General features: G+C 41.4%; 19 protein-coding genes. 6 read left to right on the top strand and 13 right to left on the bottom strand.

Features of this window, described 5'->3' with window-relative positions:
* Positions 1-6 precede the first annotated feature (6 nt).
* Positions 7-900, top strand: coding sequence for an NAD(P)/FAD-dependent oxidoreductase (locus tag P3C17_RS00355; protein WP_300927594.1), 894 nt, complete (start codon positions 7-9; stop codon positions 898-900).
* 128 nt (positions 901-1028) lie between these two features.
* Here P3C17_RS00355 and P3C17_RS00350 read toward each other — a convergent pair whose 3' ends face one another.
* From P3C17_RS00350 to P3C17_RS00315, 8 genes are all read right to left on the bottom strand, one after another.
* Positions 1029-1484: a cupin domain-containing protein gene (locus P3C17_RS00350; RefSeq protein ID WP_300927593.1), complete on the bottom strand. Its 456-nt coding sequence runs from the start codon at positions 1482-1484 to the stop codon at positions 1029-1031.
* Positions 1485-2052: 568 nt separating this feature from the next.
* Positions 2053-2340 (bottom strand): hypothetical protein, encoded by a 288-nt coding sequence (locus P3C17_RS00345; protein ID WP_300927592.1) that lies wholly within the window; start codon positions 2338-2340, stop codon positions 2053-2055.
* 89 nt (positions 2341-2429) lie between these two features.
* On the bottom strand, positions 2430-4049 hold the full coding sequence (locus P3C17_RS00340) for a TnsD family Tn7-like transposition protein (RefSeq protein ID WP_300927591.1): 1620 nt from the start codon (positions 4047-4049) through the stop codon (positions 2430-2432).
* The gene (locus P3C17_RS00335; protein WP_300927590.1) at positions 4031-4501 is read right to left on the bottom strand and encodes a hypothetical protein; all 471 of its coding nucleotides are present in this window, start codon (positions 4499-4501) and stop codon (positions 4031-4033) included. The genes P3C17_RS00340 and P3C17_RS00335 overlap by 19 nt, the downstream gene beginning before the upstream one ends.
* Positions 4494-4943 carry a TniQ family protein gene (locus tag P3C17_RS00330; RefSeq protein ID WP_300928354.1) on the bottom strand — a complete coding sequence of 150 codons (450 nt, stop codon included), beginning with the start codon at positions 4941-4943 and terminating at the stop codon, positions 4494-4496. Before P3C17_RS00330 ends, P3C17_RS00335 begins: the two co-directional genes overlap by 8 nt.
* Complete coding sequence (locus P3C17_RS00325; protein WP_300927589.1) at positions 4943-6415, bottom strand: ATP-binding protein; 1473 nt, start codon at positions 6413-6415, stop codon at positions 4943-4945. Before P3C17_RS00325 ends, P3C17_RS00330 begins: the two co-directional genes overlap by 1 nt.
* The gene (locus tag P3C17_RS00320; protein WP_300927588.1) at positions 6408-8663 is read right to left on the bottom strand and encodes a hypothetical protein; all 2256 of its coding nucleotides are present in this window, start codon (positions 8661-8663) and stop codon (positions 6408-6410) included. The genes P3C17_RS00325 and P3C17_RS00320 overlap by 8 nt, the downstream gene beginning before the upstream one ends.
* Positions 8656-9468, bottom strand: coding sequence for a TnsA endonuclease N-terminal domain-containing protein (locus tag P3C17_RS00315; protein WP_300927587.1), 813 nt, complete (start codon positions 9466-9468; stop codon positions 8656-8658). The genes P3C17_RS00320 and P3C17_RS00315 overlap by 8 nt, the downstream gene beginning before the upstream one ends.
* Before the next feature lie 147 nt (positions 9469-9615).
* Between P3C17_RS00315 and P3C17_RS00310 the strand changes: the two genes are divergently transcribed.
* The 4 genes from P3C17_RS00310 to P3C17_RS00295 all read left to right on the top strand — a co-directional run bounded on the left by P3C17_RS00310 (position 9616) and on the right by P3C17_RS00295 (position 13714).
* On the top strand, positions 9616-10245 hold the full coding sequence (locus P3C17_RS00310) for a restriction endonuclease subunit S (RefSeq protein WP_300927586.1): 630 nt from the start codon (positions 9616-9618) through the stop codon (positions 10243-10245).
* Entirely contained in the window at positions 10242-11624 is a 1383-nt protein-coding gene (locus tag P3C17_RS00305; RefSeq protein WP_300927585.1) for an N-6 DNA methylase, read from the top strand. Before P3C17_RS00310 ends, P3C17_RS00305 begins: the two co-directional genes overlap by 4 nt.
* Before the next feature lie 463 nt (positions 11625-12087).
* Positions 12088-12777 carry a hypothetical protein gene (locus P3C17_RS00300; RefSeq protein ID WP_300927584.1) on the top strand — a complete coding sequence of 230 codons (690 nt, stop codon included), beginning with the start codon at positions 12088-12090 and terminating at the stop codon, positions 12775-12777.
* A gap of 97 nt (positions 12778-12874) precedes the next feature.
* Positions 12875-13714, top strand: coding sequence for a DUF4365 domain-containing protein (locus P3C17_RS00295; protein WP_300927583.1), 840 nt, complete (start codon positions 12875-12877; stop codon positions 13712-13714).
* Between the two features lie 263 nt (positions 13715-13977).
* Here the strand turns inward: P3C17_RS00295 and P3C17_RS00290 are convergent, their stop codons facing one another.
* From P3C17_RS00290 to P3C17_RS00270, 5 genes are read right to left on the bottom strand one after another with little or no spacing between them, the layout of a single operon-like run.
* A complete protein-coding gene (locus P3C17_RS00290; protein ID WP_300927582.1) occupies positions 13978-15729 on the bottom strand; it encodes a hypothetical protein in 1752 nt (583 codons plus the stop codon).
* Between the two features lie 46 nt (positions 15730-15775).
* Positions 15776-18802 carry a type I restriction endonuclease subunit R gene (locus tag P3C17_RS00285; RefSeq protein ID WP_300927581.1) on the bottom strand — a complete coding sequence of 1009 codons (3027 nt, stop codon included), beginning with the start codon at positions 18800-18802 and terminating at the stop codon, positions 15776-15778.
* Between the two features lie 12 nt (positions 18803-18814).
* Complete coding sequence (locus tag P3C17_RS00280; RefSeq protein ID WP_300927580.1) at positions 18815-20086, bottom strand: restriction endonuclease subunit S; 1272 nt, start codon at positions 20084-20086, stop codon at positions 18815-18817.
* Complete coding sequence (locus tag P3C17_RS00275) at positions 20086-22473, bottom strand: class I SAM-dependent DNA methyltransferase (RefSeq protein ID WP_300927579.1); 2388 nt, start codon at positions 22471-22473, stop codon at positions 20086-20088. Before P3C17_RS00275 ends, P3C17_RS00280 begins: the two co-directional genes overlap by 1 nt.
* A 29-nt stretch (positions 22474-22502) precedes the next feature.
* Entirely contained in the window at positions 22503-23399 is an 897-nt protein-coding gene (locus P3C17_RS00270; protein ID WP_300927578.1) for a WYL domain-containing protein, read from the bottom strand.
* A 315-nt stretch (positions 23400-23714) separates the two neighbouring features.
* Between P3C17_RS00270 and P3C17_RS00265 the strand changes: the two genes are divergently transcribed.
* Positions 23715-24746, top strand: coding sequence for a nucleotidyltransferase (locus P3C17_RS00265; RefSeq protein ID WP_300927577.1), 1032 nt, complete (start codon positions 23715-23717; stop codon positions 24744-24746).
* Position 24747: the final 1 nt, after the last annotated feature.

Genomic DNA, 24747 nt, shown 5'->3' with positions numbered 1-24747 from the left:
GCGGATATGAATTTTGATGTAATTATCGTAGGCGGCAGCTACGCCGGTATGGCCGCAGCTTTGCAGTTAGTGCGTGCCCGCCGCTCTGTATTGGTGATAGACGCAGGCAGCAGACGCAACAGATTTGCTGACAGCTCACATGGTTTTTTAACTCAGGACGGTAACAGCCCTGCGGCTATTGCAGCAACCGCCAAGACTCAGCTTTTAGCTTATCCAACAGTGCAATGGCTTGAAGCTTCTGCTACAACAGCCAGCAAAACTGCAACTGGTTTTCAGGTGAATACTGCACAACAAAGTTATCAGGCCAAACGTTTAATACTGGCTACTGGTGTGACCGATCAGCTTCCTGACATTGAAGGCCTTGCAGAACGCTGGGGAAAAAGTATTTTTCATTGCCCTTATTGCCATGGCTACGAGCTGGAGCAAGGCTCTATTGGGGTTTTGGCTGCCAGCCCTCTCGCTTTGCACCATGCTTTGATGCTGCCGGATTGGGGACCAACCACTTTATTCACCAATCAGTGTTTTGAGCCTGATGCAGAACAACAAGTACAGCTACTGGCCCGTGGTGTTGTGATTGAATCAGGCAAAGTGCTGCAGATTTCAGGCAAAGCAGATGTGCAACTAACGACTGGTAAAACACTGCAGATGGCAGGCCTGTTTACCCAGCCTAGCACCAGAGTCAACAGCCCATTAGCAGCACAATTAGGCTGTCAGTTTGAACAAGGCCCGTTGGGCGCTTTTATTCAAACCAGTGCCAGCAAAGAAACCACAATACCAGGCGTCTTTGCCTGTGGTGATAACGCTCGTATGGCAGGTTCTGTGGCTATCTCCATAGGAGATGGATCTCTGGCCGGAGCCATGACTCATCAATCGCTGTTGTTTGGCACTATCAGCCACTGAAGATAAGCACTAAACAAAATGATTCAGCGCTGCAGGCCGGATGGATAGAAATGACCTTGCCGGATAAGCCCAACAGCAGATTGCAGCAGTACAGGCTAAAGCAACTTTAGCCTGCTCAGCTTGCTGCGTTAAGGTTTAGCCTTTACAGCTGGATCGACAGGCACTGGCAGACCTTTGCTATGCCATTTCATCACGACAAACTTCAGCGGTACTTTGCCTGTATTGCGAATGCCATGCGAATCCCATGGCGCCGCATATAAAATATCACCAGCTTTAGCCGGAATATCTTTGTCTTTCAGCGACCAGACACCTTCACCTTCAATCACCATCAGATACTCTTCTTCGGCATGAATATGAGGCGGATGAATTTCTTTACCAGGCTCAATCACAGCCACACCTGTCAGCGCGTCCTGGGTGCCAAAAGTCGGCTTGGCAAAATAGCTATAAAACACATAACCATCGCCCTTCTCGGTTTTGGCTTCAGATTGTTGAATAATTTGCGACGGCTGTATTGGCTCTGCCGCCATAGTACTCAGGCAAGTCACAGCCAATACGGCCACTAATCCTAACTTTAATTTGAACATCCTTACTCTCTCCTTCAGAACAATGCGATCTTTACACTGCCCTGAAATGAAGTTGAGGTCAAATAGCGGTTGGTCCGATCTGTGCTGCCTTGTTCAAAAGAAGATGCTATGGTTTTTAAGATTACAAAGGAAGACAAATCCGCCTCTGAAAACCCCAACCTAAGGCAATTTATTTTACCCAGTTTTCGATTCAATATAGAGACATTTAAAAATCCATATATATCATATAGATAGATTAAAAACCATAAGTGAGGTAGAGTTTCGGCCTTGAGGTACGATCCTAAAAAAGGAAAAACCTAGCGGTCCGAATTTTGCTCATTTTAACCTTTTTTTTCTTGTGCTATGATTACGCTTTGTGACTAAGAATGCTTAATATCTAGCCATTTTTGAAGATAGGAGTCTGGCGATGAACTTTATTGATGACAACATTGGACCTTAATAAGCTCAATTACTTCAACAATTTTTGCTTAGATTAGAGTGCGCAACCAGCACAGATCTAATGCTGTTCTTTTGAATAATAGATTTTGAAGCTAATGTGCAAAGCATCTTAGGCACTCATAACTGTAGGTTAGGATTGCAGAAGAATAACGCGAGTTAAATTTCCAGCAGCAGTAATCTCATCATCAGAAAGTGCCTGATTACAGTGTTTACTCATGATAATTGCAGATGAATCTACAGCTGCTTCGCACATCAAAATGTCACCAACGTTGATTTCAAGCTCATTGCAGATTTCATCCGGTAGCAGTATTTCATTGTTTTTGCGAATATCGATCAGATAGCCCACACTAGACTCCTTACTCTGAATAAACACACCAATAATAGCACAGGCTAAAAAGTCAGTTGTTTTGTCTGCCATTTTGCAAAGACAAGCTAATCTTAGCACCAACCTTTTTGCCCTTTAAAGGGGCAGCGAGAACAAATTAAATTTATTCACAAAAACTTGATTTATAATGGTTTTTTAAGCTTTTCGAGTAATGCTTGGCTTTTAGGTAACTTGGTCAGTTTGCGTATAAGATAGCCGTGGTCACTCACTTTGCGACCAATCTCTGACAAAGACATAGCTGCCACATTGCTCAGCTTATTTATTTCCTCAAATATACGAGCGTCCTCTACAGCCCAGTCTTTTTTATACGTAGTTGGTTTTAAGGCTTTAGGCAGCACTTTCTCAATTAGAGATTTATCATGGTTGTAAAGTACAAAATAAGCGGACTCTGCGTGTTGCCTGATTCGAGTCCTGTTCCACGTTGGATTCTTTTTACGAACTGACTTTAGAAGCGTGTAAGCAGCCAAAACATTTTTCTGTATTCGCAAGTGCTTTCGCCATTCGCTCATTCCGGCAGAATTACCTATCACTTGTTCAACATAACCAATACCAACATTCATTTGCTCCGCAATCTTGGCACGGTGCATTCCATACAGTGCTTTTATTAACACGGCTCTTCGCACATCTGCACGATATGCTTGTGAATTAGACAGGTGAGTAATGCCGTTCAATTCTGCGATCCGCCGAATATAACAACGGCTTTTACCAATATGCTCCTCAATTTTGTTCAAACTCACGCTCTGTTTCAACAACTTCAGTACTTTACTCTCGATGTCACTCATCTCTTTATTCGATACTTTCTGTTGATGAAGTGTACAGGAGCGGGTAGTAAGTAACTTTGTGACATCATTGTCAGTAAGCCAGCAACTGAAGAGAAGATGCTTTAATGGATGTGCGTGATAATGAGTTCCAGCTCTGAGCATGCGCCCTAAAAAGTCGAAGGAACTTAGTTTTTCTGGTACTCCAGGTTTTAAGTGGTTTGTAAAAGTTAACCCTTTCCAGTACTCGGACATACCAGAGATCACTCGACTGATAGATATATAGCAGCCAGTGCTGCTGACTAACCCCTCGTTCTCAAGTAATTGCTGATACACGAGTCTGTAATTAACATCACAGGTTCGGCTCAAATCAAAAAGATGAGCCGAGAATTGAGCAAGCTTTAGCTGAGTGAGTGAACCGGTAACAGCTGTTACCGGAGAAAATGGTGGTAACGACAAAACTCGATCACTATAGCCGTCTCCCATCGCCATACTTAATAAAAGGCAGCCGTGCTCAAAGCATACCTGCACTCCGGGTATTTGGTGTTTGATATGCCAATAAGCAAAACCTAAGTCATCAATATCCCGCTTAACACAGCATGGGCAATAACTTAGTCCATAAAAAGTACGAAACCTCGAATGGCCTATTGCAGTGCTTAGCAGAACTTTGTCATCAGTATAATTCTGCATTGCCTTTTTAATGGCCGCCAGGCAAGTGGGTTGCGTGAATTTAAGAAGGGGGTAAATTGTACTTTTTTCAATGACATCGATAGAGTTGAGTTCAAAGAAGTCAGCAAACCTCTCAATTTGTCCAGGAAGGTAGGGATGAATTCGCTTTTTGGGATTTCCAAAAACCTGCTTCATCGCTTGAGGCGCTCGAAAAGCGCCTAGCAATGCATATCTTACAATTGTACTGTATGGCACTTCATCATCTGGTATGGGTAAATAAAATGGCACATGCTTCATCAGGCGCAGCAATCCCATGACACTTTATCTTTTAGCCAGTAAAGGATTACCAACCAGCACACTGGGTGTGAGAAATTCATGTCGTAACGCCCAGTATGGCGATGTCCCAGTGTATTTTTTAAAAGATTGTGAGGTCGCACACGCTTTTTGCTGTAACTGAAGAACAGATGGCGCAAGATGCTATCAGGCATATCCTCATCAAATTTTGTCTGTAATGGCCGAAACATCTCATTGTCTTTGTAAGTCAAATCAGCAGGGACTTTTAGGTATCTTCTGATTTGATTGGCCAAAAATTCGCCCGCTTCTGGTTTTTTGACGACGATGTCAAATACTTGAATGACGAATTTACTCCAGTTCTGAAGCGCGACTTCATCCTCCAACTTTTGCGCATTAAAATTATGAGCCTGCGGGATCAGCTTATTCCGCAGATCTCGCAATAAATCATCTTCAATTAATTGAGTCTTATGCACATAACAAATGTGTAACACTGGGCAACTGATGTTTTACATGCCAAAAGCTGTGACCGCACCGTTCTATATCCTCCTGTATGCAATGAGGGCAATACTTCCAGTTACTTTGAAACGCAAAATTACCGGCATCGTATGCGGATGGAACAGATACAGTATTTTTTTGCTTCCAATTATCAAAAAACGAAAAAGCAAAGGTTAGCGACCATAAAGGGAGAGAGGAATGCACCTCAAAACCTGATGCATCATTAACTATCTCTCGCTTATATAGCTCAATAGCATCGACAGATGACTGATTATGATTACTGCTCTTAAAGGGCTTATCTGCAACCTTTAAAAAAGCCAACGTATGTTTTAATTTACTATGGCCGAAGAGCAAATGAATGCGATTTAGCCAACTGAACAAATGCTCTTGAGGCATTATTGGGCAATGAAATGGCACCATCAATTAACCACCTCACATTCGCCGTCTATAAACGCCTCACTTGGACCAGCAATATCCTCGTAGAAATTGAGCTGCTTAACTTTGTCGATTATTGCCTGCTCTTTCTCATTCAAAACATAGTTTTTTTCGAAGGCAGAAATCTCTACACGTAGCGTTTTCGCAATTTTCGGTGGAATGGAGTTATTCGTTAATATAGCTTGAAGTTCTACAATAAAAGCTGTCTTTTCAGGTGCACATTGATACTGTGCAGCATGCATCAAATCTGGATAGCTTTTGCCACCAGTGGCTCGGATATCTTCGATAGCAGCTCTAATAAGAGTAGAACTTTCGTTATACGCACGCCGCCAGTTGCCGACCCCAATCACTTCGTTACCGTCTGCACCAGGACTTTCAATAGCAATCATCTGGGCATGTATAAATAAGAAGGTAAACACAAAGGGGATCCCCTGTGTAAGTTTGTAAATTTCTTCGTACAATTTTCGATCAACAATAAGCCTTTTAGCGTCATACAATTCTTTTTGTGTATTCACATACTGATAAGGCCAAAGCGCTTTAACCAAGCCTTCCCAAATTGGAGAATCGATTGCATATCGCTCGTAATGTTTATCGCCTCCAGATGTTAACCGTCGCCCCGCAGAAAATGTCTTCTCCAGTATGGGAATGATATTAGGCGTTCCGATCAAGACTAATCCAAGCCGCCATTGTTCGGATAATTCACTAAAGAAATTTAAGAACTCTTGGTCACCGCCAGCTTTGCTGACAGTCAAATTTTGCATTTCATCGACAACGAGCAAGCCAAGTTTATACGTTTCTATAATAGTTCTAAAAATACGCTCATAATTCCCGATCAGTGTGCTTTCTGGCGTCTTCTGTGCATAATCAGTCCCAGCACACCTGTCCACTTCGGACAAAAACAAATGACAGAGGCTTCTGCGATTAGCATTCGATGGGATCTTCAGATAAATCCACAAAATTTGAGGCTGCCTGAACTTCTTACCTTCATGTACCTCGTGATCAATTACCTGAGTCAATGACAGCAGTATGCGCCTTACCATCATACTTTTTCCAAAACCACTTGGTGCAGTCAACAGCAAGCTTTCACCTGTTGTACCTGTCCATACTCTATCCATTTTTTTCTTGAGTAACAGCTTGGTGTAATGCTCTTTTACGGCTTCAGTGTCAAAACTATTTCGGTCGGTATAAGTAGTAAAAAGCATTCTCCAAAGTGTTTTATACAAATCATAGTAATGCTCATTGGGTACAACGTACTTATACGTTTCAACTATTTTTACCTTTCTGAAGTGATCTGGCTCATTACGAAAAGTTTTGTCGAATCGAGGCAAAAACATAACCGTTTCAAAATATGATTTCTTATCCATCATCTCTGGTAACGCCTCTATGTAGGGATTACCAAGATATTCTGCGGGTAAGTCTTTGTTGTAGGACGCGGGAAATCGAATGATGTTATCCATGATTCATCTCCAGCAGAATAGCATCGAGAATATCAACACTTGTATCATTGGGCGTTACTTCAAGTGGGCTTGCCGCTCCAGCGCTGTCTTCCGGCAAGGTTACTGCAATGCTGTTCACGACAGATACGCTAGCTTGTGGTTTTGTGGCGCGATCAAGCATTTCATTATCAATCTGATAACTATCGGAAATTTGAAGTTGAGTAGCGGTTTTTGTATCTATAGTCGGCGCAGCATCTGCTTGTTCTATGAAGTTATCTCTGGTTTTTATTGCTTCACTATTGATGTGCCTAATTAATAGAGAAGTATCGCTGCGTTCTCCCGAAACTTCATGCAAATGCATATCTTTGCGTACTTTACGCATCTTCCAAGCGGCTTGAAACTCTGCATGAGATAGACCTTGGAACTGTTGCTGGCAAGAATGAAGTTCACCAATAACCAATTTACCATCGAGTTCGATTAGAATTTTATCTACGGTGGAGCGGATATAGCGACAGCGTAATGATGGCTTCTTCGCTCGCCCTTCAGCTTTATCTTGTAGCCTAGCCACTCGAACGTCGTCGCAACGATATTTAATATGTGTGCCCTTTAGCATCAGATGAGTCTTATGCAAAGTCAGTTCACCAACTTCAAGTAGGCTCAAATACAGCGTGCGCAACGGCTTTTGTGTAAGGTAGTAAGGCCTGTTTTTTATCCCCCAAATCCAGTAATCACGACACACTTCTTTAACACCGTCAAACGCGGCAGCCTGCTCTAACGGGTAATCATCTTTCCAAACGCAGCGATTGTGGTATATCGCAAAAATGATGAGTATTTGTTGCAGATCTCTGGGGGTCAGAGCAGCAGTGGTTCTCGGCAACTGTCTATTTCTTCCGAGCAAACCTTTGTATTGAAAACCTGCCAGCTCCTCATTCCGCATCATTGCATGCAGCATATGAAAACTCGATTCGACTAAACCTTTGTCATCACCAGAATAAGCTCGGCTAAATTGAACAATAAGACCCAAGTCACGGCCTACTGAGGCACTGATCTTGTTGGCAAACTCCTCGTTATCAACTAATAAAACTTGAGGAACACCTGATTCTATCCAGTCACTTGCCTCAATAGTTAACCCACATTCTTTCGCAACTAAGACTTTGTCACGAAATGCATTTAACAGTGCCAGTCTTGCCTCGTACCAACTAGCTTTGCCACTGGCAACATGTATACCAACAATCGCCCTCGTATACACGTCCCTTACGACATATAACGTAACTTTCTTTAAAGATACTCTTCTGTCATAGGGTGACACTATTACAATGTCAAGTTCAGTCGAATCAAGCTGAAAAGCCTGGCCGGGTCCCAGGCTATTATAAGCCACTTCACCAGTTCTTCCGGCAAAGTTTGATTTATGAGTAGCATATTGTCTTCGCTTCGCTTTTATTTCATTTCGTGACATGCCCAATACTATTGGCAACCAATAGTAAAACTGACCAAACGAGATCTGCTCATTTTCGGGAACATGTACAGTTTTTATTCTTGAACCATCCTGGAGGATTTTTCCTTTGATTAACGCATAGTGCTCGTCAAGTAGCGCTTTAAAACACCATTGCAGTGATTTTCCCTTCTTGTTTACATAGTGTTTTTTTGCAATCGTACAAATATTTTTTAAATCCGTTGGCCCAACATTTTTCCCGACAATACCAAGTATCTCAGTGCTTCGTGCCGCCCCAATTTTCTTTGCATCCTGTCCAGGAGCAGTAGAGTGACGACCTGTTTTGGGGATAAGGGAATTAATATGTCTGCCGCCGCGAAAATATTCGTTTAAATAACGCTGGACGTTGTGACGGGTCACCTTAAATTCTTTAGCTACTTTGGCAATGACACCTTTGCCATGCAGCGGATAAAACAACTCGTCTTCGTAGCTCAAGGCTTTTTTAACAATTTCATACCTACGGTCGCGCTCTACTGCTGACGGTATTTTATTGCCATCTCTATCAAGTAAGTACTCCTCAGGTACGTCTTGGTAAGCTGCCAACTGCAACTGTTCGGTTACCAAATCACCGTTCTGTATTGCTGATTCAATACAAGACAATTCGAACTCTAAAGGCTTTCTGTCAGGGCTTTTGGTTTTGTTTTCCCCAACTGTTATGTATGGTAAAAGCCAGATCGAATCTCTCTCGGGAAAAACGGCTACGACAACCATAGTTTCGTCTACAAGTGCAGATTCAACTAATGGATTTGGTGAAAGTAACGTGTCGTAATTAAGCATGAATTTCTACCCCCAAAACGTAAGGAGAATATTCAGGATAAAGTGGCACTGTGGGATCTGAAGTGATGTCCCAAACCCAAAATGCGTGTTGCATCAATGTGAACGAATCGACATAACTGAGATGATTGTCGCAAGCTAGGCTCTCAACAGTTTCAGACAGTGGACGATAAAAGCTCTCGCGCACAAGTGCTCTAAAATGTTGAAACCATGTTGAATAAATACGTTTTAAATCAGAGGGTAAGTTTGCACCTCTCAATATTCTAAATATGTTTTTGACTTCCTCGGTTTTCACCTGCTTATCAGTAACCACAATATGCTCATATCCCAAACTTTCCGCCAGAGCTTTCTCCAGTTTCAGTTTTTCAACCGTTCGTCTGTCTTTCAATAAGTATTCCGGCTTAACACTGATCGCTCGTTTGGGACCAAACTTTAACTCCACCAGGAAGTCCCAAGTGATAACTGATTCTGTTGAACTCCAGACGTGTCTCGGATGCTTTATCCCCAAAGCCTCAGCAAATGCTTTTGACTTTTTAACATCTAATTCAGGGTATTGTTCTTTTATGTCTACCACCAACGGATCATGCAATAGTTGGATGAGTGTGAAAGTTTCATTCAACGAAAGTGTGTGATACACAAGCCCAGGGTTTATTGGGCAAGGAATTCTTCCTTTGATACCAGACGAAGTAATATCTTGAGTTCTGTAAAATGGTTCGTAGTCCCCACGTGCTGATTTTTGCTCGAAATTTGTAATCCAAGCTTTTTGTATTGAACTCGTGGTTCGAACCCTTGTTTTACCCATACCCATAGGTTGCACCTTTAAAACCTGTAAATGTTTACTTTTAAATATACATCTACCTATCAGCCGCACCTCCCACTTCCATAGTGGGCTAATGAGCCATCAAATTTTTGATCGAATATTTGAAAATGTCAATTTTTTAATCCCACTTCTGTAGTGGGTTGTGATAAGGTTAGGGTTGTCGCAGAAAAGAGTGAAGCAATGAAACTGAAAGAACTTGTGGATATTAGCTCTGGAAGAACTTTTAAAAACGGCATACCGGTATCAGACGATCCAACGCATTCAGTCATTCAACTCCGCGATGTTGATACGACTAACGATCTGCGTCCAATCCGTTGGGAGCAATTAGGCAAGACCAACCTGTCCAGCAGCAAAGTAGACAATTCGTTAAAGCTGAACGATGTATTGATTGTGGCTAAAGGTTCGGTAAAAAAGGCAATATACTTAGATTCTGTGCCCAAAAACATTGTTGCAAACCAACATTTCTTTGTACTCAGAGTACAAACCGATAAACCGCTATTACCAGACTTTTTGGCTCATTACCTTAATAGCTCCGAAGCTCAGCGCTGGATGAGTGACAATGCAGGCGGCAGCTATCAAAGTGCAATTAGCAAAGAAATACTCTCAAAACTCCCACTACCCGCTATAGATTTGGAACGACAACGTCTGATAACAGAGGCGGCTAATAGCATCAAAAAAGAAATGTTTTTACATCAACAGTTGATGAAGAGCAGGGAGCAAGACATTAACGCCGTTTTCAGTAATCTATGGGAAGACTTGAAATGATCGATTCTGAATCGTTAGTTCGAGATTTGGTTGAAACCTTCAATTTGTCAGGCTTTGTCCATGACAACATCCCTCAGCGCGATGTTTTTCTGTCCTATCTCGTTATCTGTTTTGTGAACCACCTAGAAAACGGATATTACGCTCCCCTTCTCGAACAATTATCTGATGTGGCTGATAACAGTGATGTAGATCAATTGCTGGATGCGGGGTTTGAGTATAAAAAGCCGTCCCACCGTTTTCACTTTACAGAGTTTTTCACTGCAATAATAAACTTAAACAACGTTGAAAAAATTACTCAAATGGCAGAAAAAATGGCGTTCTTAAATGAGTCTGGAACGCTGCTAAATTCAGCCGCGAATGAGCTGACAGTCATATACGATCATGTTTTGCAGCGGTTACAAACAATGAACGCTGAGGACAGGCTGGGAAAAAACTTTAACTACCAAGAACCTCCTTTTGATTTTTCAGAGTTAATTGCTCTCCTCGCGAATAGACGTTTCTCGCATAGAGCTTACGACCCCTACGCAACAACTGGGGAGTCTTCAGTTTCTTACGCCTTGCATAGTATCAATGCGTCTATTACTACTGAATCAGTGATGCAAACGGCTAAGTACATTAACCACAAGCTGGTAATAGCTGGTGTTAGTGAAATAGATACAAAACACTCTTATGCCTTATCACCAAGAGCTAATGTAGAACCTGAAAGTTTTGACGTCGCGTTTACATTGTTTCAGCCCACTGAAACCAGCGAGCTAGCCGAATACGAAGAAAAAAAGAGGTTAAATAAGACATTCATCGACAATCGAATTATCGCAGGCACCATTTTTGATAAGTATCGCGAACATGGCTTCATCCAACACATTATCTGGTCGTTGAAGCAGGACGGTATAGGCTTTGTGATTTTGGGCAAAGGCCCACTTCACAGGCAATTTGAAAGTGAAGCACGTAACCTTTTACTCAAGGGTAACTTTGTCGATGCCGTCATTCAGCTTCCACCAAAGCTGATCACCTCTCGCACAGTACCACTGTATATTCTGGTCATGAAAAAAAACCGGGGTGACAATACCAAAATAAAATTCATTGATGCCAGCTCATTTTGCACGTTTGATGGTAGATGCAATCAGCTAACTAATATCGAAAAGTTAGCAAGTCTGTACCATATGGACAATGTTGATAGCGGCATGACTTCTCTAGTCGATGTGCATGATATTGACCCAAATTCAGCGCTATTAACCGTATCCGGTTACGTTAAAAGTGTCGATGACCATCACGAAGAAATAGATTCAGACTTAATTCGGCAAGAGTTAGCGAGGCAGCAGAAAATGACAGATTATTTGCTTTCAAAACTGAATAACGTCACAAATTCTGAGGATACCTAAGAGGCCCCACTAAAACTAACTATTAATTGAGCCTTTGACTATCTCATCGGGATTAGCCTTAATTTCATCTGACCCTTGTCATGATCGAGCTTGATCAAATCTGACTGTCAGCTTAGTACCAGTAGTAGACCTTCGCGCCAACAACATGGATAAGTAAAAATCTGCAAATGATGTTGGTTTTCGCACACTATGTACTAAACAAAAACGGCTCGGTTATGCGCTAATAAAACATAGCCATCTGATATTCAATGGGAAAATAAATTACTTAGCGAGTTGGATAAGGTTAGAATAAGTAATGGCTCACTTTTTAGCATCTTCCTTTGCTGTTTGTGAGAAAAGCACCTGATAACTGGTTGCTATTATTAAATAAAAAAATCATTAGTTGGAAAAGGTAAGGTTGTGGATAACGTCCTTAACCGGGAATTCGTACTAGTAAGCTGTTAGCCAGAATGGATTGATTAGCGTGACAAAAGAAACTTGCTATATGTGTAGTCAGCCAAAAACTTCGGTGGAACATGTCCCGCCGCGGTGCTTGTTTCCGCAGAAAAAGGATTTGCCTGATGGGGAGGATCTGCGGAAACAACTCATAACTGTTCCATCATGTGATCTGCACAACAGCCAGAAGTCAAAGGACGACGAGTATCTTCTGTACACGCTGCTTCTCAATATTCCTAACAATCAAACAGCTGAAAACTATTTCTTCAAGAAAGCGCTAAGAGCGATTGAAAACAACCCATCTTTAATCCAAAGCATCACAGAGACGAATGTTCCAGTTACCGCTGTCGATAATGTGACTGGAGAGGCTCATCAGACTATTGCTGTCCGAATAGATGAGAAAAGACTTAATTCATCTCTTCAGTCTATTGGTTGTGCATTGTACTACCACCATTTTAGAAAGCCTTGGTTTGGTACTGTCCAAGCTTACCCTCACTTCCTTATGCATCTCACGGAACCTGATGCGCGAGATTTGAATGAGCCAAATGAAAGGATGCAGCAATGTACTGAGCAGCTTATGGAAAATTGTGAACGATTTGGAGAGAACCCTGACGTATTTTGCTATCAAGTGGCAAGCGGGAATGATCTAGTCAATACAATAATGTATCTTAGAATATACGAAGGATCTCGGGTTACGCTCATGTTCAAGAGTGGCTAATAATGCAAAGCACACCGACGCCTTTTCGTTGCGGCTTCGCCTCGGCTTCAAAGCCGCGCGTGTTGGCGGCGTTATGTTTTTAAGGACTGATTGAGTTTTGAAGTTAGATTTAAATAATGCAAATGGAAAGGCTGCGGAGCACTACTTCGCCTACTGGGTTTTGAGATATCTCAACTGGCCATGCCGACTGCTTGACGTGGATATTGGTATTGATGCACAAATTGAAATTATGGATGAAGCTATGCATTCTACAGGGGAGTTTCTAGCAGCACAAATTAAGACTTCCATTAATCCTGAGCTTAAAATATCGATAAAATTGGAGCATCTAAAATATTGGGAGTCTATAAGCGATCCCGTGATCTTAGTATTAGTATCCTTTAATGATAATGAACCTAAAATTTACTGGAAGCTTGTCAATAAAAAAGATACAAGAAATAAATTGCATAAAGAAAAAGAAGAAAAAAAGAAAACAGTAGATGTTAGATTTACTCAGGATGATTTACTTTCACCCAGCTCACTATCACAACTTGTAAGGTTACCGTATAAAAACGAACTCGCTATATTAAATAAAACATACAAAAAACTGTATGACTTATGGCTTGAAGTTGGGGAACCTTGCTACAGTGAAGAATATGACCGCTATGACTACGAAAATTACAATAATTTTGATCTAATAACCGCTCATTATTTTATGGAGAACTTTAATACAGCTTGTTATTTGGTAGATAAAATCGACGATATGACTTCTAAAAACAATAAGTTAAGCGAATTAACAAGCGATGTTCACAGTATATATGAAACATACGAAGAAATTAAATCGGTAATTATTAGTATGTTACCAGACGTGATGGAAAATGATTGTTATCATGATTATGAGTTCAGGCGAGCTTGGTCAACTAGCGATAAACACAAAACCATTATTAAAATGGTTGAATAATAAAGATAACAAATTGGTTAATGTGAACAAAATTACATAGGCTTTGTTCACATTATATGAACTAGCTTCGACTCGCTCTGACACATCGCCTTGAAACGGTGAGAGTTACCAGTGTTGATTGTAGGTGTCGAATCCTTAATCAAAACCAAAGAGATAACTCTCATGCTCCATAGTAACAATCCAGTCATCAAACACAATATATGAGCCAGTACATCTGATTATACCAAGCATATACCGTGCTATAGAGAATTAAACTTCCGCAGCTAAACCAAAGGCATATCAACACAGGTAGTCTTCCCATGAGACTTTACTTTCAACTGCACTAACGAATTGGTATAAGCTTCCAAATCTGGTCTTATTGATGTTTTCGCATTTTTATCATCAATATATGCTTCTAAAGCTGCAACGATATCGTGAAGCATAAATGGATTTCTCGTCTCAGCTCCCTTTGTGTCGTATTGCGTAAAATAGACCTTTGCTCCCTGCATCAAGTTTCGAAATAAATTCCATTCATAGAAGTAGATGCCATCTAACTCGTAAAAATTCAGAAATGGAATGTTGTGCAGGAACACGAAATGCGAATTTTCATCTGTAGCACGTTCTAACCCTTTGTATTTTTGCTGGCTGAGCTTTTTACGGATGCTTTGATGGTTAAGGTTATCCTTGAATATCCTCAACTGACGTTCGTAGCTTTGCAGTAACCCCTTGTTTAACTCCCAATAGCGCTCAGAATAATACTTAGGCAACCATTTCGTGCGATACTTCACTTGAACAAAATAGAACTGATCAAACATTTTATCTTCGATAACTAGGTCAATATCATAACCTTTAATTTCCGCATTATTATTAGGGTTAAGGCTTGGATAGATCTGGTATCGAGCAGGGTTTATGCTCTGTATGCGCCTGTATATGTAGTCCTTTTCGAAGACATCTCCAAATTTAATTAGCTCATTCTTGGTATCTACCTTTGTACTGAGCAACTCAGACGCAGCGAAGACGAAATGACGGGTTGCGATACTGAACTCAAGGTCACCAGGCTTAAATGATCTGCCATCAAAATCTAACGCACTAAAATGGTTTCCTTTTAAGGAGTTTAATGAACGCAGGTTGTTACAGATAAAAGTCAGTGATTCGGGGCGACATAGCTGATTATCGAAAAAGAATTTAGCAGGTATGTCCTGTCCCCGCAGTTTAAAGCATTGTGTGAATGCCATAATGGCTACACATTCCCTGATAAAACGGTAGTGCTCTGACGCTTTAGCTTCATCAGATAAATACTTAGGCTGAATCGATAAAACCTTATCAAACACTTCATCTATAGTGTGCTCTGCAACGTCAAGAGGAACATATCCGCTATTCATCATGGAAGTTGCGCTGTAAAGAGTAAATTCATCCGCATCAGTTGATTTTTTTTCAAGTAATTCAGATACTCCAAGCGCCTTGTGATATGGCACAGTTGAATCTTTAAGAGTTAATTCAAAACCGCCTTTTAGCTTCCTGATACTGATGTAGCCAGATTTCACAAACACATATATTTCACTCAGCATCATTGCCGAAATGACAATAGCCCCATCAATCAGCAAAAAATGCTCTCTTTTGATGCCGTAGCGTTCAGAAAGCCTATCTACATTGTAACCGAAGGTCACAAGAAGTTGATTATCGGTGTAATCCAAAATAGCTTGTGCATGAACTGGATCTGTGGCTCCGTCCCTGCTGTTTTTGACATCTATTCTCAGATAATCTTTGATTTTATTGATTAAATTAGACTTATCTCTATCATACATTCCGCTAGGAGGGCCGTTTCTGAGTTTGTTAATCTGCTCCTCAGCTTGGAGAATAATGCCGAATAGGAATTCTTCGAACTCTTCAATATCTGTTTTGTATGGCATTACTATATTTAGGCATTTATTAAATACTCTTACTGTGGGACTTGCCTGGACCCCCAGAACATTCCGATATTTAATAGGGTCAAACGCAAAATTAATAAGATCGTTTCCAAGTCCGTGGTAAATCAAGAGATATCTCCACTATCCAATAGTTTAGCCATGCCCCTTGACGGTGCTACAAGCCCACAAGCCGCTGCATGCTTTGCATCAGCGAGGATTTGAATGCGTCATCTCCGGCAAAGAGCTTATAGAACTCTAGATCGTCCTTGCGGCGCTGCAACATGATCTCCTTAAACAGCTTTTCAAAGGCAAGACTTTGACTGTGTGGATCAGAATTGTTCTGGTATTTGTCTTTAAAATCCGGGTGAGACTTAATGGATTCTGCCATGCTCAACAAACGAACCCGCTGTTCTTCAGGTGTCGCACTCCAGCCTTGGAACCAACGCTCATTGAAACTTCTGATGATTTCATCCAAAGGGTCTTTTAGCTTATCACCGCCATGCGCTCCCCGTGGATTGGGGTTCTGTGGCTCTAACTCTGTTTCTGCTTCATCCAGTTCAATAGAATGCCCAAGTTTTACACGCTGAAGGCCGTATGAGCTTAGATCTACCGAATCCAGTAACTCATCCAGCAGTTCAGCATCCGGGTCTTCCACTTTGAGTTTTGGAATCAGAAACTTAAGGAACCAGAACAGCTTTTCCCAGGCAGCTATTTCATAGGGCATTATTGACGCCATCTGGCCGTAAATTTTCACAAACTGTTTGGCTTTGATTTTGAAGTCTGCCTTAGCATCGTTTTCTAGTTCCAGCTCGATGTTGAATCTGTTGGCTGCAATATCAATGATTGGACTTAACTTCTGGGCATCTTCGTCATTGAAATATCGCTTTATAAACTCTTCAACTTCGATGAATTCATACACACCCACATCATCTAACTCGTCTTTCAGCTCATGCAAAACATTAATATCTGTCGCTTCAGACAAGGATGTCGCGGTATAAAATGGGTCAAAAGCAGTCTTGATATCATCAACTGAGTTGAAGAAATCAAGCACAAAAAGATCTTCCGTTTTTTTACCCCATTTAGGTGCCGCACGATTTAACCTAGAAAGTGTCTGCACACAAAGCACGCTTGCCAGCTTTTTATCAACATACATCGCACAAAGCTTGGGTTGGTCAAAACCAGTCAAGTACTTGTTTGCTACAATCAGCAAACGGTATTCGTCTGTGTCAAACTTATCTTTAGTATCCCCTTCAGCGAAACCATTCATATCGGCTTCAGTGTATTCAATACCATCCACCTCCTTGGAGCCAGAAAAAGCAATCGCAACTTTAAATGGGTTACCTTGTGCAACCAACATTCGCGTAATAGCCTTGTAGTAACGAATTGCCGTTTCGATATTTTGCGTCACTACCATGCCTTTGGCTTTACCTTTAAGCTTTTTAGGATTCACTATATGTGGGATAAAGTGATCCAGCATAATCTCAGCTTTGATATCGATGGTCTGCTGACTGCGCTCTACATAAGCCCGTAGCTTCTTCTGCGCTTTGCGAGTATCGAACTCAGGATTATCCTCTATGGATTTTTCAATCTCGTAATAGCTTTTATAGGTTGTATAGTTAGCCAAAACATCAAGAATAAATCCTTCCTCAATAGCTTGCTTCATTGAGTAGAGATCGAATGGCCTAAAGCTACCGTCAGCCTTGCGTTCGCCAAACTTTTCCAATGTCGTGTTCTTTGGTGTGGCAGTGAATGCCAGATAAGAGGCGTTTCCTCGCATTTTGCGCGACTTCATTGCCTGTAAAATTTTATCTTGTACGTCTTCGACTTCTTCAACTTCGGCTCTTCCCATAGCTCTATTCATATTGTCATGAGCAGAACCTGATTGAGAGCTGTGCGCCTCATCAATGATCACAGCAAAGCGCTTTTCACTTAAATCAGCAATCCCATCAATGATGAAAGGGAATTTCTGGATCGTGGTAATAATGATTTTCTTACCATTTTCCAACGCAGACTTCAGCTCAGAAGACTTATGAGCAGGGGCCACAATGTTTTTCACTTCAGAAAACTCTCTGATATTGTCGCGAAGCTGCTTATCTAAAAGACGTCTATCGGTGACAACAATCACTGAATCGAATAACGGCTGATCCATACCTCTGCTGCCAGGCACACTATCCGACACTGGATAGGTTTCTATAAGCTGATAAGCAGCCCAGGTAATAGAGTTCGATTTACCGGAACCTGCTGAATGCTGGATCAAATAGGTCTGGCCAACGCCATTTTCGGCTGCATGTGTAACCAGTCGCCTGACCACATCCATCTGATGATAACGAGGGAAGAACAGAGTTCGCTTGTTGAGCAGCTCTTTGCTACTTCCATCTAACCTTACAAAATGCTGGATAATATTGGCCAAACTTTCTTTTCTAAATACATCTTCCCACAGATAAGCCGTTTTATGTCCTTTAGAGTTCGTCGGGTTACCTTGACCTAAGTTATGGCCTTTATTAAATGGCAAAAAGAAAGTGCTTTTTCCTGCCAGTTTGGTGGTCATATACACCTCATCGGTGTCTACTGCCATATGCACTAAACAGCGACCAAAATTTAACAGTGGCTGATTGGTATCTCTGTCGTCCCGATACTGCTTCTGACCGTGATAACGTGCTGTTTGGTTGGTCCAGGGGTTCTTCAGTTCCAAAGTTATCAATGGAATGCCATTAATAAACAGCACCATATCAATTTCTTGCAAAGGGTTCGTTTGGGAATAATGCAGTTGGCGGGTGCAACTAAACAGATTGTCGGCAAAGTTTTGCTTTACCTTATCACTGCTACTGACAAGAGGTGCCGGAAACATGAGATTAAAGTGGGCATCATCTACACTCAAGCCTTTTTTTAGAAGGTGCAAAATACCATGCTTTTTAATCAGCCGGTCAAAGCGTTCGTAGATCTTCAGCCGCCAGTCGTTGGGGTTATTGCGCTTAACTTTGTCTAGTTCATCGTGTTGTGTCTTTTCCAAGAAGGCCCAGAAAAAATGCTCATCAAGTGCATACTGCGTGTTGAAGTCAGACGGTTGGCCAATCCGATATTGAGTGTTGCCAAAGCCAGGCCTAGCTTCTCCCACACCAGCTTTTAATTCTTCTAAGCAGGTGCCAGTTAAATGCTTCTCAATGGCCGACTCTAGCGCTTGCTCGTTTGTTTGACTAACCACCTTACCTCCTTGTTATACTAATTTGATTTTTCCGGTAACAGCACTATGAATTAGCGTGGCTTTGTATTCTTTGAGTTTTTCTATTTGTTCCTGAAGCAGTGCTATTCCTTTGTCGGACGAAACCATAAATCCTTTGACATAGTTCGCGATTTCACATTGTTCTTCAATAGGCGGTATAAATAAATCCACCTGAGCAAAGTTATCAAAGTTTAAATCCTGACCATCTCGAATAAAACTTCCTGTTCTTTGCAATGCCTTGATATAGCTAGGTAGTTTCAATAAGTAACCATAAAAATCTGGATTTATTTCTTCTAATGACCTCAGAATAACGTAAGAAGATCGTATGCAGCCGCTTGACCAAGCTCTCTCTAATCCACCTTGAAAGCTCCTCATGCTGATTACAAAATCATCTTTCTCAACATGCTTTCGTTTATCTAGATGGAATTGAATCTTGACTACAGTATTACCTGACAATGCCTCATATTCGCTCTGAGGGATCACGCCATAAGCTTGAGTTGCAGATAATTGAACATCACTTTTCCAAGCTCGTTCTTTTCTTTGAGTGAAGAGGTATTTACTTTTTCTTACTTCCCAGTTAGCGGGTATTCGTCCAATCCAACCTACACCGGAGTCTTTCATCGGCACATTTGGATCTAGCCCTTGGGTAACGGCTTGCTGGATAATGATTTGCTTACGCTCTTTTAGCAGAGCGATTTGCTTCTCTTTTATAGCAATCGCTTCATAAATCTGCGCTGATTTCTGATCTAAAAACCTTGAGATAGCAACCTGTTCAGACTTAATAGGCAGGACTAGCTGGCTATTGGCAATATGGTGGAAGTTAATAGTTTGTCGGACCCCTGAGCCGAGAAGTTTCATGTTGGCAACATCATATCGATGCAAAAGATATTTAAAATATCCCTTATCAATATCAGTCTTTTCTTTGATGACGATATACCCAGCACTAACTACAACATCGATTCTAGATAATGCGATTCGCAAACTCTTCAAATCGTAATTCAGGTTTAACGGATTGATGAGGATCTCACCACTCAATACTTCTTGGTAAGAGGCTTTAGTTGATAAAGGTATCTTGTCATCGTCCTTTGATATCACTTCCCCAAAACTAATCGCGCCGCAGCCCAATGTAGGATTTGAAGTATGCTTTTTTTCATAAAATAAGTGTTTCAGCTTTTGAACGTGCCAATGACTTGGTATTTCTCCAATCCACCCTTCGCGAGAGTCTTTGTATGCATCGTACCGAGGCTTTGTAGCTAATGATCCCATCAGACATCTCCCTGAACATCGGCTATACCTACACCTAATATCTGAGCTATTAAACCTTCGGCCTTTTGCTCCAACCTAATAATATCTTTGGCAACTGCTTCCAGCGAGCGTAAAGGTTTATGCTGGTAGAAGTACTTATTAAAACTGATTTCATAGCCAATTTTGGTGCTATCCAGATTGATCCATGCTTCTTCTACATGAGGTTTAACCTCTGTTATGAAATAGCGATAAATGCTATCTTTTAGAGGAATCGACTCGGCATCACGTAAATCGGAGCTGGATTCATAGGTGACAAACTCACCGGCTTTGCCAGTGGGATAATAACCATAGTCTGCCAGTTCACTTTGATCACACCTTAAATAGTCGAGCAATTCACCTAGTTTACTGCCTGAGAGCTTAACTACCTTTTTCACGACCTTTACGGCACTCTCGTCGTACCAGCTTACTGCGTTAAGAATGGCATTTTTTTCCGGTGCAGAAAGCTTGATGTTTTTCGCTTTGAGTACCGAATCGACTTTATCTTTAAACAAGTTAAAATCACTAAACTCTTCTGTACCAATCTGACTCAGTAGCATTTTGGCGGTTTCAAGATTATCGCGCAGCTTCTGCCAATATTTTTCATCCAGCAGTTTAGCCTTTGCTTTAGTGTTAATACTGATGTCCTTTTCTTCAAACCATTCAAGGACGTCTTTGCTGATACCTTTTAAGAAACCTTTTTCGTAGACGTTATCGCCATATTCCTCATACAGGTACTTCATTACGTCGTGTAATGACTTATCAAAACGCAAAGGCCCTATCACATCAGAGGTAAATTTGGCTTTACGACGGTCCGGCCTTTCAATAGTGACTTTGTAGTAACCAAAATCCTTGTTTTCAAATACCTGACTGGCGATACCAATTGGGTCCTTGTTCTCGTCAAGTTTGCGCTCAATAGCCACACAATCCAGATAGGTCTGGGTGATTTCTTCAATATGCTCTGGGGCAAATTCGCAGTTTTTATTGCCCAGGTTCTTACGTAGCTTGCGATACAATAAGCTGGCATCGATGAGTTGCACCTTACCTTTTCTGTTGGCTGGCTTTTTGTTATTCAGCAGCCAAATGTAGGTGGTAATACCGGTGTTGTAAAACAGGTTATTAGGCAGCTGCACTATGGCATCGAGCATATCGTTTTCGATAATATAGCGACGAATATTGCTTTCACCGCCACCGGCATCACCGGTAAATAAGCTGGAGCCGTTGTGTACCGAAGCAATACGACTACCTAGAGAGCTGACGTCCGGAGACTTCATTTTACTGACCATTTCCATCAGGAAGAGGAGTTGTCCATCGCTGGAGCGGGGTGTTGCATCAACGGTTTCTTTATTCCCCCAGTAATCAGTTAGTTCTACTTTAAAACGCGGATCTATAACCTCACCTTCATCTTTGATATTTTTCTGTTCTGACGCCCAGCTTTTCCCATACGGTGGATTTGACAGCATAAAGTCAAAACGATCTGAGGCGAACTCGTCGGTGGAAAGAGTGGAACCAACTTTGATGTTCTCAGGGTTGTTACCCTTAATCATCATGTCAGACTTACAGATGGCATAGGTTTCGTCGTTAATTTCTTTTCCGAATAAATAAATATCGCGATTGGACGACGGATACTTTTCTTCGATGAAATTTTGCGACTCGGTCAGCATACCGCCACTGCCGCAGGCAGGATCGTAAATAGAAATGGTCAGTGGTAACTCGTCTTTTATGGGATCAAACACGAGGTGAGTCATTAACTCAATAACTTCACGTGGAGTGAAGTGTTCTCCAGCCTCCTCATTGTTCTCTTCGTTAAATTTACGGATCAGCTCTTCAAATACATAGCCCATGCCTAAATTGGTCAGCGCAGGTAATTTATTGCCATCGGGGTCTTCAGCTGGATTTGGCGTAAGGTTGATATAGGGGGAGACAAACTTTTCCAGTACATCTAACAACACGTCCTTGCCAGCCATGTGACGGATTTTGGATTTTAACTCAAAGCGATCAATGATTTCCTTCACGTTAGAACTAAAACCGTTGAGGTATTCCTCAAAGTTAGCTAGTAAGATTTGCTGGTTGTTAGTAGCTGTCGAGAACAGACTTTTAAGTGTCCATTTCGAAATGTTGTAAAATACTTGTCCTGACGCTGCTTTTAAAGCCTCATCATCGAGTTCTGTCGCATCCATTTCTTCTTTTTGATACCTAACTTCAGCAAGTACGATCTCTTTATTTATCTCCAGTAACGTATCGAGACGGCGAAGAACTACCATTGGAAGAATGACGTCACGGTACTTGCCACGAACATAAACATCACGCAGACAGTCATCTGCAATACCCCATATGAAACTAACTAATTTATTGTGTACGCCGTGATCCATTAATTAAACCTCTTGAGCTTCGCTGCTCATTAATTCTGTTCGTGATATTCGGAAAGGCCTGGAGCAAGGTTTCTGCTCTCTACGCCGTAAAGTGTTTGATGGTTTTTCAACCACAATTGATAATGAAACCCTTCGAGACTATGGTCTTCAGTGCAATCAACGTTCCAATGCCTTAGCCAATAGCCCACAACTGTTGCCCTGACCGTCAACTTTAGCTTGCCATCCTTCATATTGAAGTCATGAGTTATGGTTTCTGGGGTTCTGACATTTTTTGGATTCGGATGTGAAACAAGTTCGAGTTCCACCATCCGGGTCCATTGGTGATCCTGATTTTTAATTTCTATCTTCACACGAGTGTCATGAGCCATCTCAACAGAAACAAAGCGCGTCAGTGCATACACTCTATATTCATTTTTATCCGGGTCAAAAGCTCTTAAATACCAATGAATACCGTTGTCAAAAATAGCCAATGGATATAGCAACTTTTCAGATTGACCGCTTTTTACCGCTTTGTAAGTAACCCTGAGCGCAACGGATGAGGAAATCGCACGCGTCACTGCCGAAAGAACTTCCACAGAAGGGTATGCTAATCGCGGTGGACTCATAACCCCATCAAACTCTGAGAGACCCAATGCTTCCGCTACAGTAGTTGTTCGCAATTTAGAAAGAGCACTTTGAATTGAAAACGCAAAGAGTGGAGTAAAAGTGTCCTCGTTAATTTCATATTTTTTAGTTTTTTGATTTAACTTCAGATTTTTCTCTGCATGCTCGCGGTAAAGTCTAATGTCCCTTGTGGCAGCGGCTTCGCCCAAGCCAAACCGTTCAGTCAAATCAGCACGAGAAACCCACCCCCTAAAACGCAGCATAAACTCAAGGTACTCAAGCCTGTCATGAACATTTTTCGGTAAATCATTGATATCTTTCATGCATTCCCTACCTGATTTTATCGTTGTAATGAGCACATAGTAAAACAAAAAATATAACTTTACATCATCAAAATGATCATATATAAATAGCTTAAGTATCGCAACATATGATTATTATGGGGCAGTCGCAAACTCAAGCCCCTAGAAGGGATTAGGTAAAACGAGACGCTGACATTGGTCAATTAATGGATGTTAAAACATCTGATAAGCACCCGCTCAAAGGCGCTCAGAAAGGAGAATAAAGATGCTACGACACCAAGAAGTCTGCCATTTTTTGGCAAACAGTAGAATGCTTTTAACTGGAGATATCTAACTATGTCTATGCAAAACAAATTCATTAAATTTCACGACAAAATAAAATTGGGACGAGAGGATGATACTTACCGAGAGGCCAGGTCGAAGGATTCCAGCATCCTGGATGATTTAAGGGATGAATTTAAAAATGCCGGTTACCCAATAATAGAAACTTTTATTCAGGGTTCTTTAAGCACGCACACAGGCATAAAGCACCCAGTGGCTGACTTTGATATCGATAGAGCAGTTGTTATTGATGCAGATAATGCTCCTGATGATCCGGTTGAAGTTAAAAAACTTGTGCTAAAAGTTTTGGAAAAGCGCGGTTTTAAAAACGCAAGAATCAAAAAGCCTTGTGTCACTGCTGACTACATGAATTTAAACCTGCATATCGACATTGTCATATACCGGAAACGAGGTCAGCAGTATGAACTGGCAGTAGGTAAATTAAACTCAAATGCAGAAAACCGTGTGTGGTCTCCTTCCGAGCCAAAAAAACTGATAGAACATATTAATGATAGCAGCCAATACATCGGCTCAGCAGATCTGAAAATCAGACAGGTTAAACGTTTGATCAGATACGTAAAACGCTGGAGAGACGAAAAATTCGGCCAAAATGTGGGCAAAAAAGTGTTTTCAATTGGACTAACACTAATGTTGAAAGATAAGTTCCGTCCATCTATCAGCAATGACGGCAAAGTCAGTGACTTGCAATCGCTACGCGACACTGTTTCAGCAATTTTAAATGCCAATTATTTCCAGTGGGTTGATGATGGTAAGTACAAGGTCAATGTGCGGTTACCGGTTCAACCATACAGAAATGTGTTTGAAAACAGCAGTATTGACACGGGAACACAGCTCTATAACAAGCTGAATGCGATGCTGGCTAAACTTGATCAAGCATTAAGCGAAGACTCTTTGCGTAAACAATGTGAAATCTTGCAAGGGCTTTTCGGTGATGACTTTGAAGTGCCAGAAAAGGAGCAAGACAGTAATGCCAAAAAAGTGGCTTACAGTAGCGCTGGTGTAGTTGGAACGTCACAGGGGGCATAGT

Source organism: Rheinheimera sp. 1928-s (assembly GCF_029269265.1).
Classification (GTDB): Bacteria; Pseudomonadota; Gammaproteobacteria; order Enterobacterales; family Alteromonadaceae; genus Pararheinheimera.
The sequence above is the reverse complement of the archived record's forward strand: the minus strand, read 5'-3'. Positions and strand labels throughout refer to the sequence as shown.

What these genes read in the sequence shown, in the direction of transcription:
- P3C17_RS00270 (WP_300927578.1), bottom strand. Translation starts at nt 23,399, where the DNA reads ATGAAAGATATCAATGATTTACCGAAAAATGTTCATGACAGGCTTGAG.
- P3C17_RS00345 (WP_300927592.1), bottom strand. Translation starts at nt 2,340, where the DNA reads ATGGCAGACAAAACAACTGACTTTTTAGCCTGTGCTATTATTGGTGTG.
- P3C17_RS00330 (WP_300928354.1), bottom strand. Translation starts at nt 4,943, where the DNA reads ATGGTGCCATTTCATTGCCCAATAATGCCTCAAGAGCATTTGTTCAGT.
- P3C17_RS00305 (WP_300927585.1), top strand. Translation starts at nt 10,242, where the DNA reads ATGATCGATTCTGAATCGTTAGTTCGAGATTTGGTTGAAACCTTCAAT.
- P3C17_RS00320 (WP_300927588.1), bottom strand. Translation starts at nt 8,663, where the DNA reads ATGCTTAATTACGACACGTTACTTTCACCAAATCCATTAGTTGAATCT.
- P3C17_RS00280 (WP_300927580.1), bottom strand. Translation starts at nt 20,086, where the DNA reads ATGGGATCATTAGCTACAAAGCCTCGGTACGATGCATACAAAGACTCT.
- P3C17_RS00350 (WP_300927593.1), bottom strand. Translation starts at nt 1,484, where the DNA reads ATGTTCAAATTAAAGTTAGGATTAGTGGCCGTATTGGCTGTGACTTGC.
- P3C17_RS00315 (WP_300927587.1), bottom strand. Translation starts at nt 9,468, where the DNA reads ATGGGTATGGGTAAAACAAGGGTTCGAACCACGAGTTCAATACAAAAA.
- P3C17_RS00325 (WP_300927589.1), bottom strand. Translation starts at nt 6,415, where the DNA reads ATGGATAACATCATTCGATTTCCCGCGTCCTACAACAAAGACTTACCC.
- P3C17_RS00275 (WP_300927579.1), bottom strand. Translation starts at nt 22,473, where the DNA reads ATGGATCACGGCGTACACAATAAATTAGTTAGTTTCATATGGGGTATT.
- P3C17_RS00265 (WP_300927577.1), top strand. Translation starts at nt 23,715, where the DNA reads ATGTCTATGCAAAACAAATTCATTAAATTTCACGACAAAATAAAATTG.
- P3C17_RS00355 (WP_300927594.1), top strand. Translation starts at nt 7, where the DNA reads ATGAATTTTGATGTAATTATCGTAGGCGGCAGCTACGCCGGTATGGCC.
- P3C17_RS00340 (WP_300927591.1), bottom strand. Translation starts at nt 4,049, where the DNA reads ATGGGATTGCTGCGCCTGATGAAGCATGTGCCATTTTATTTACCCATA.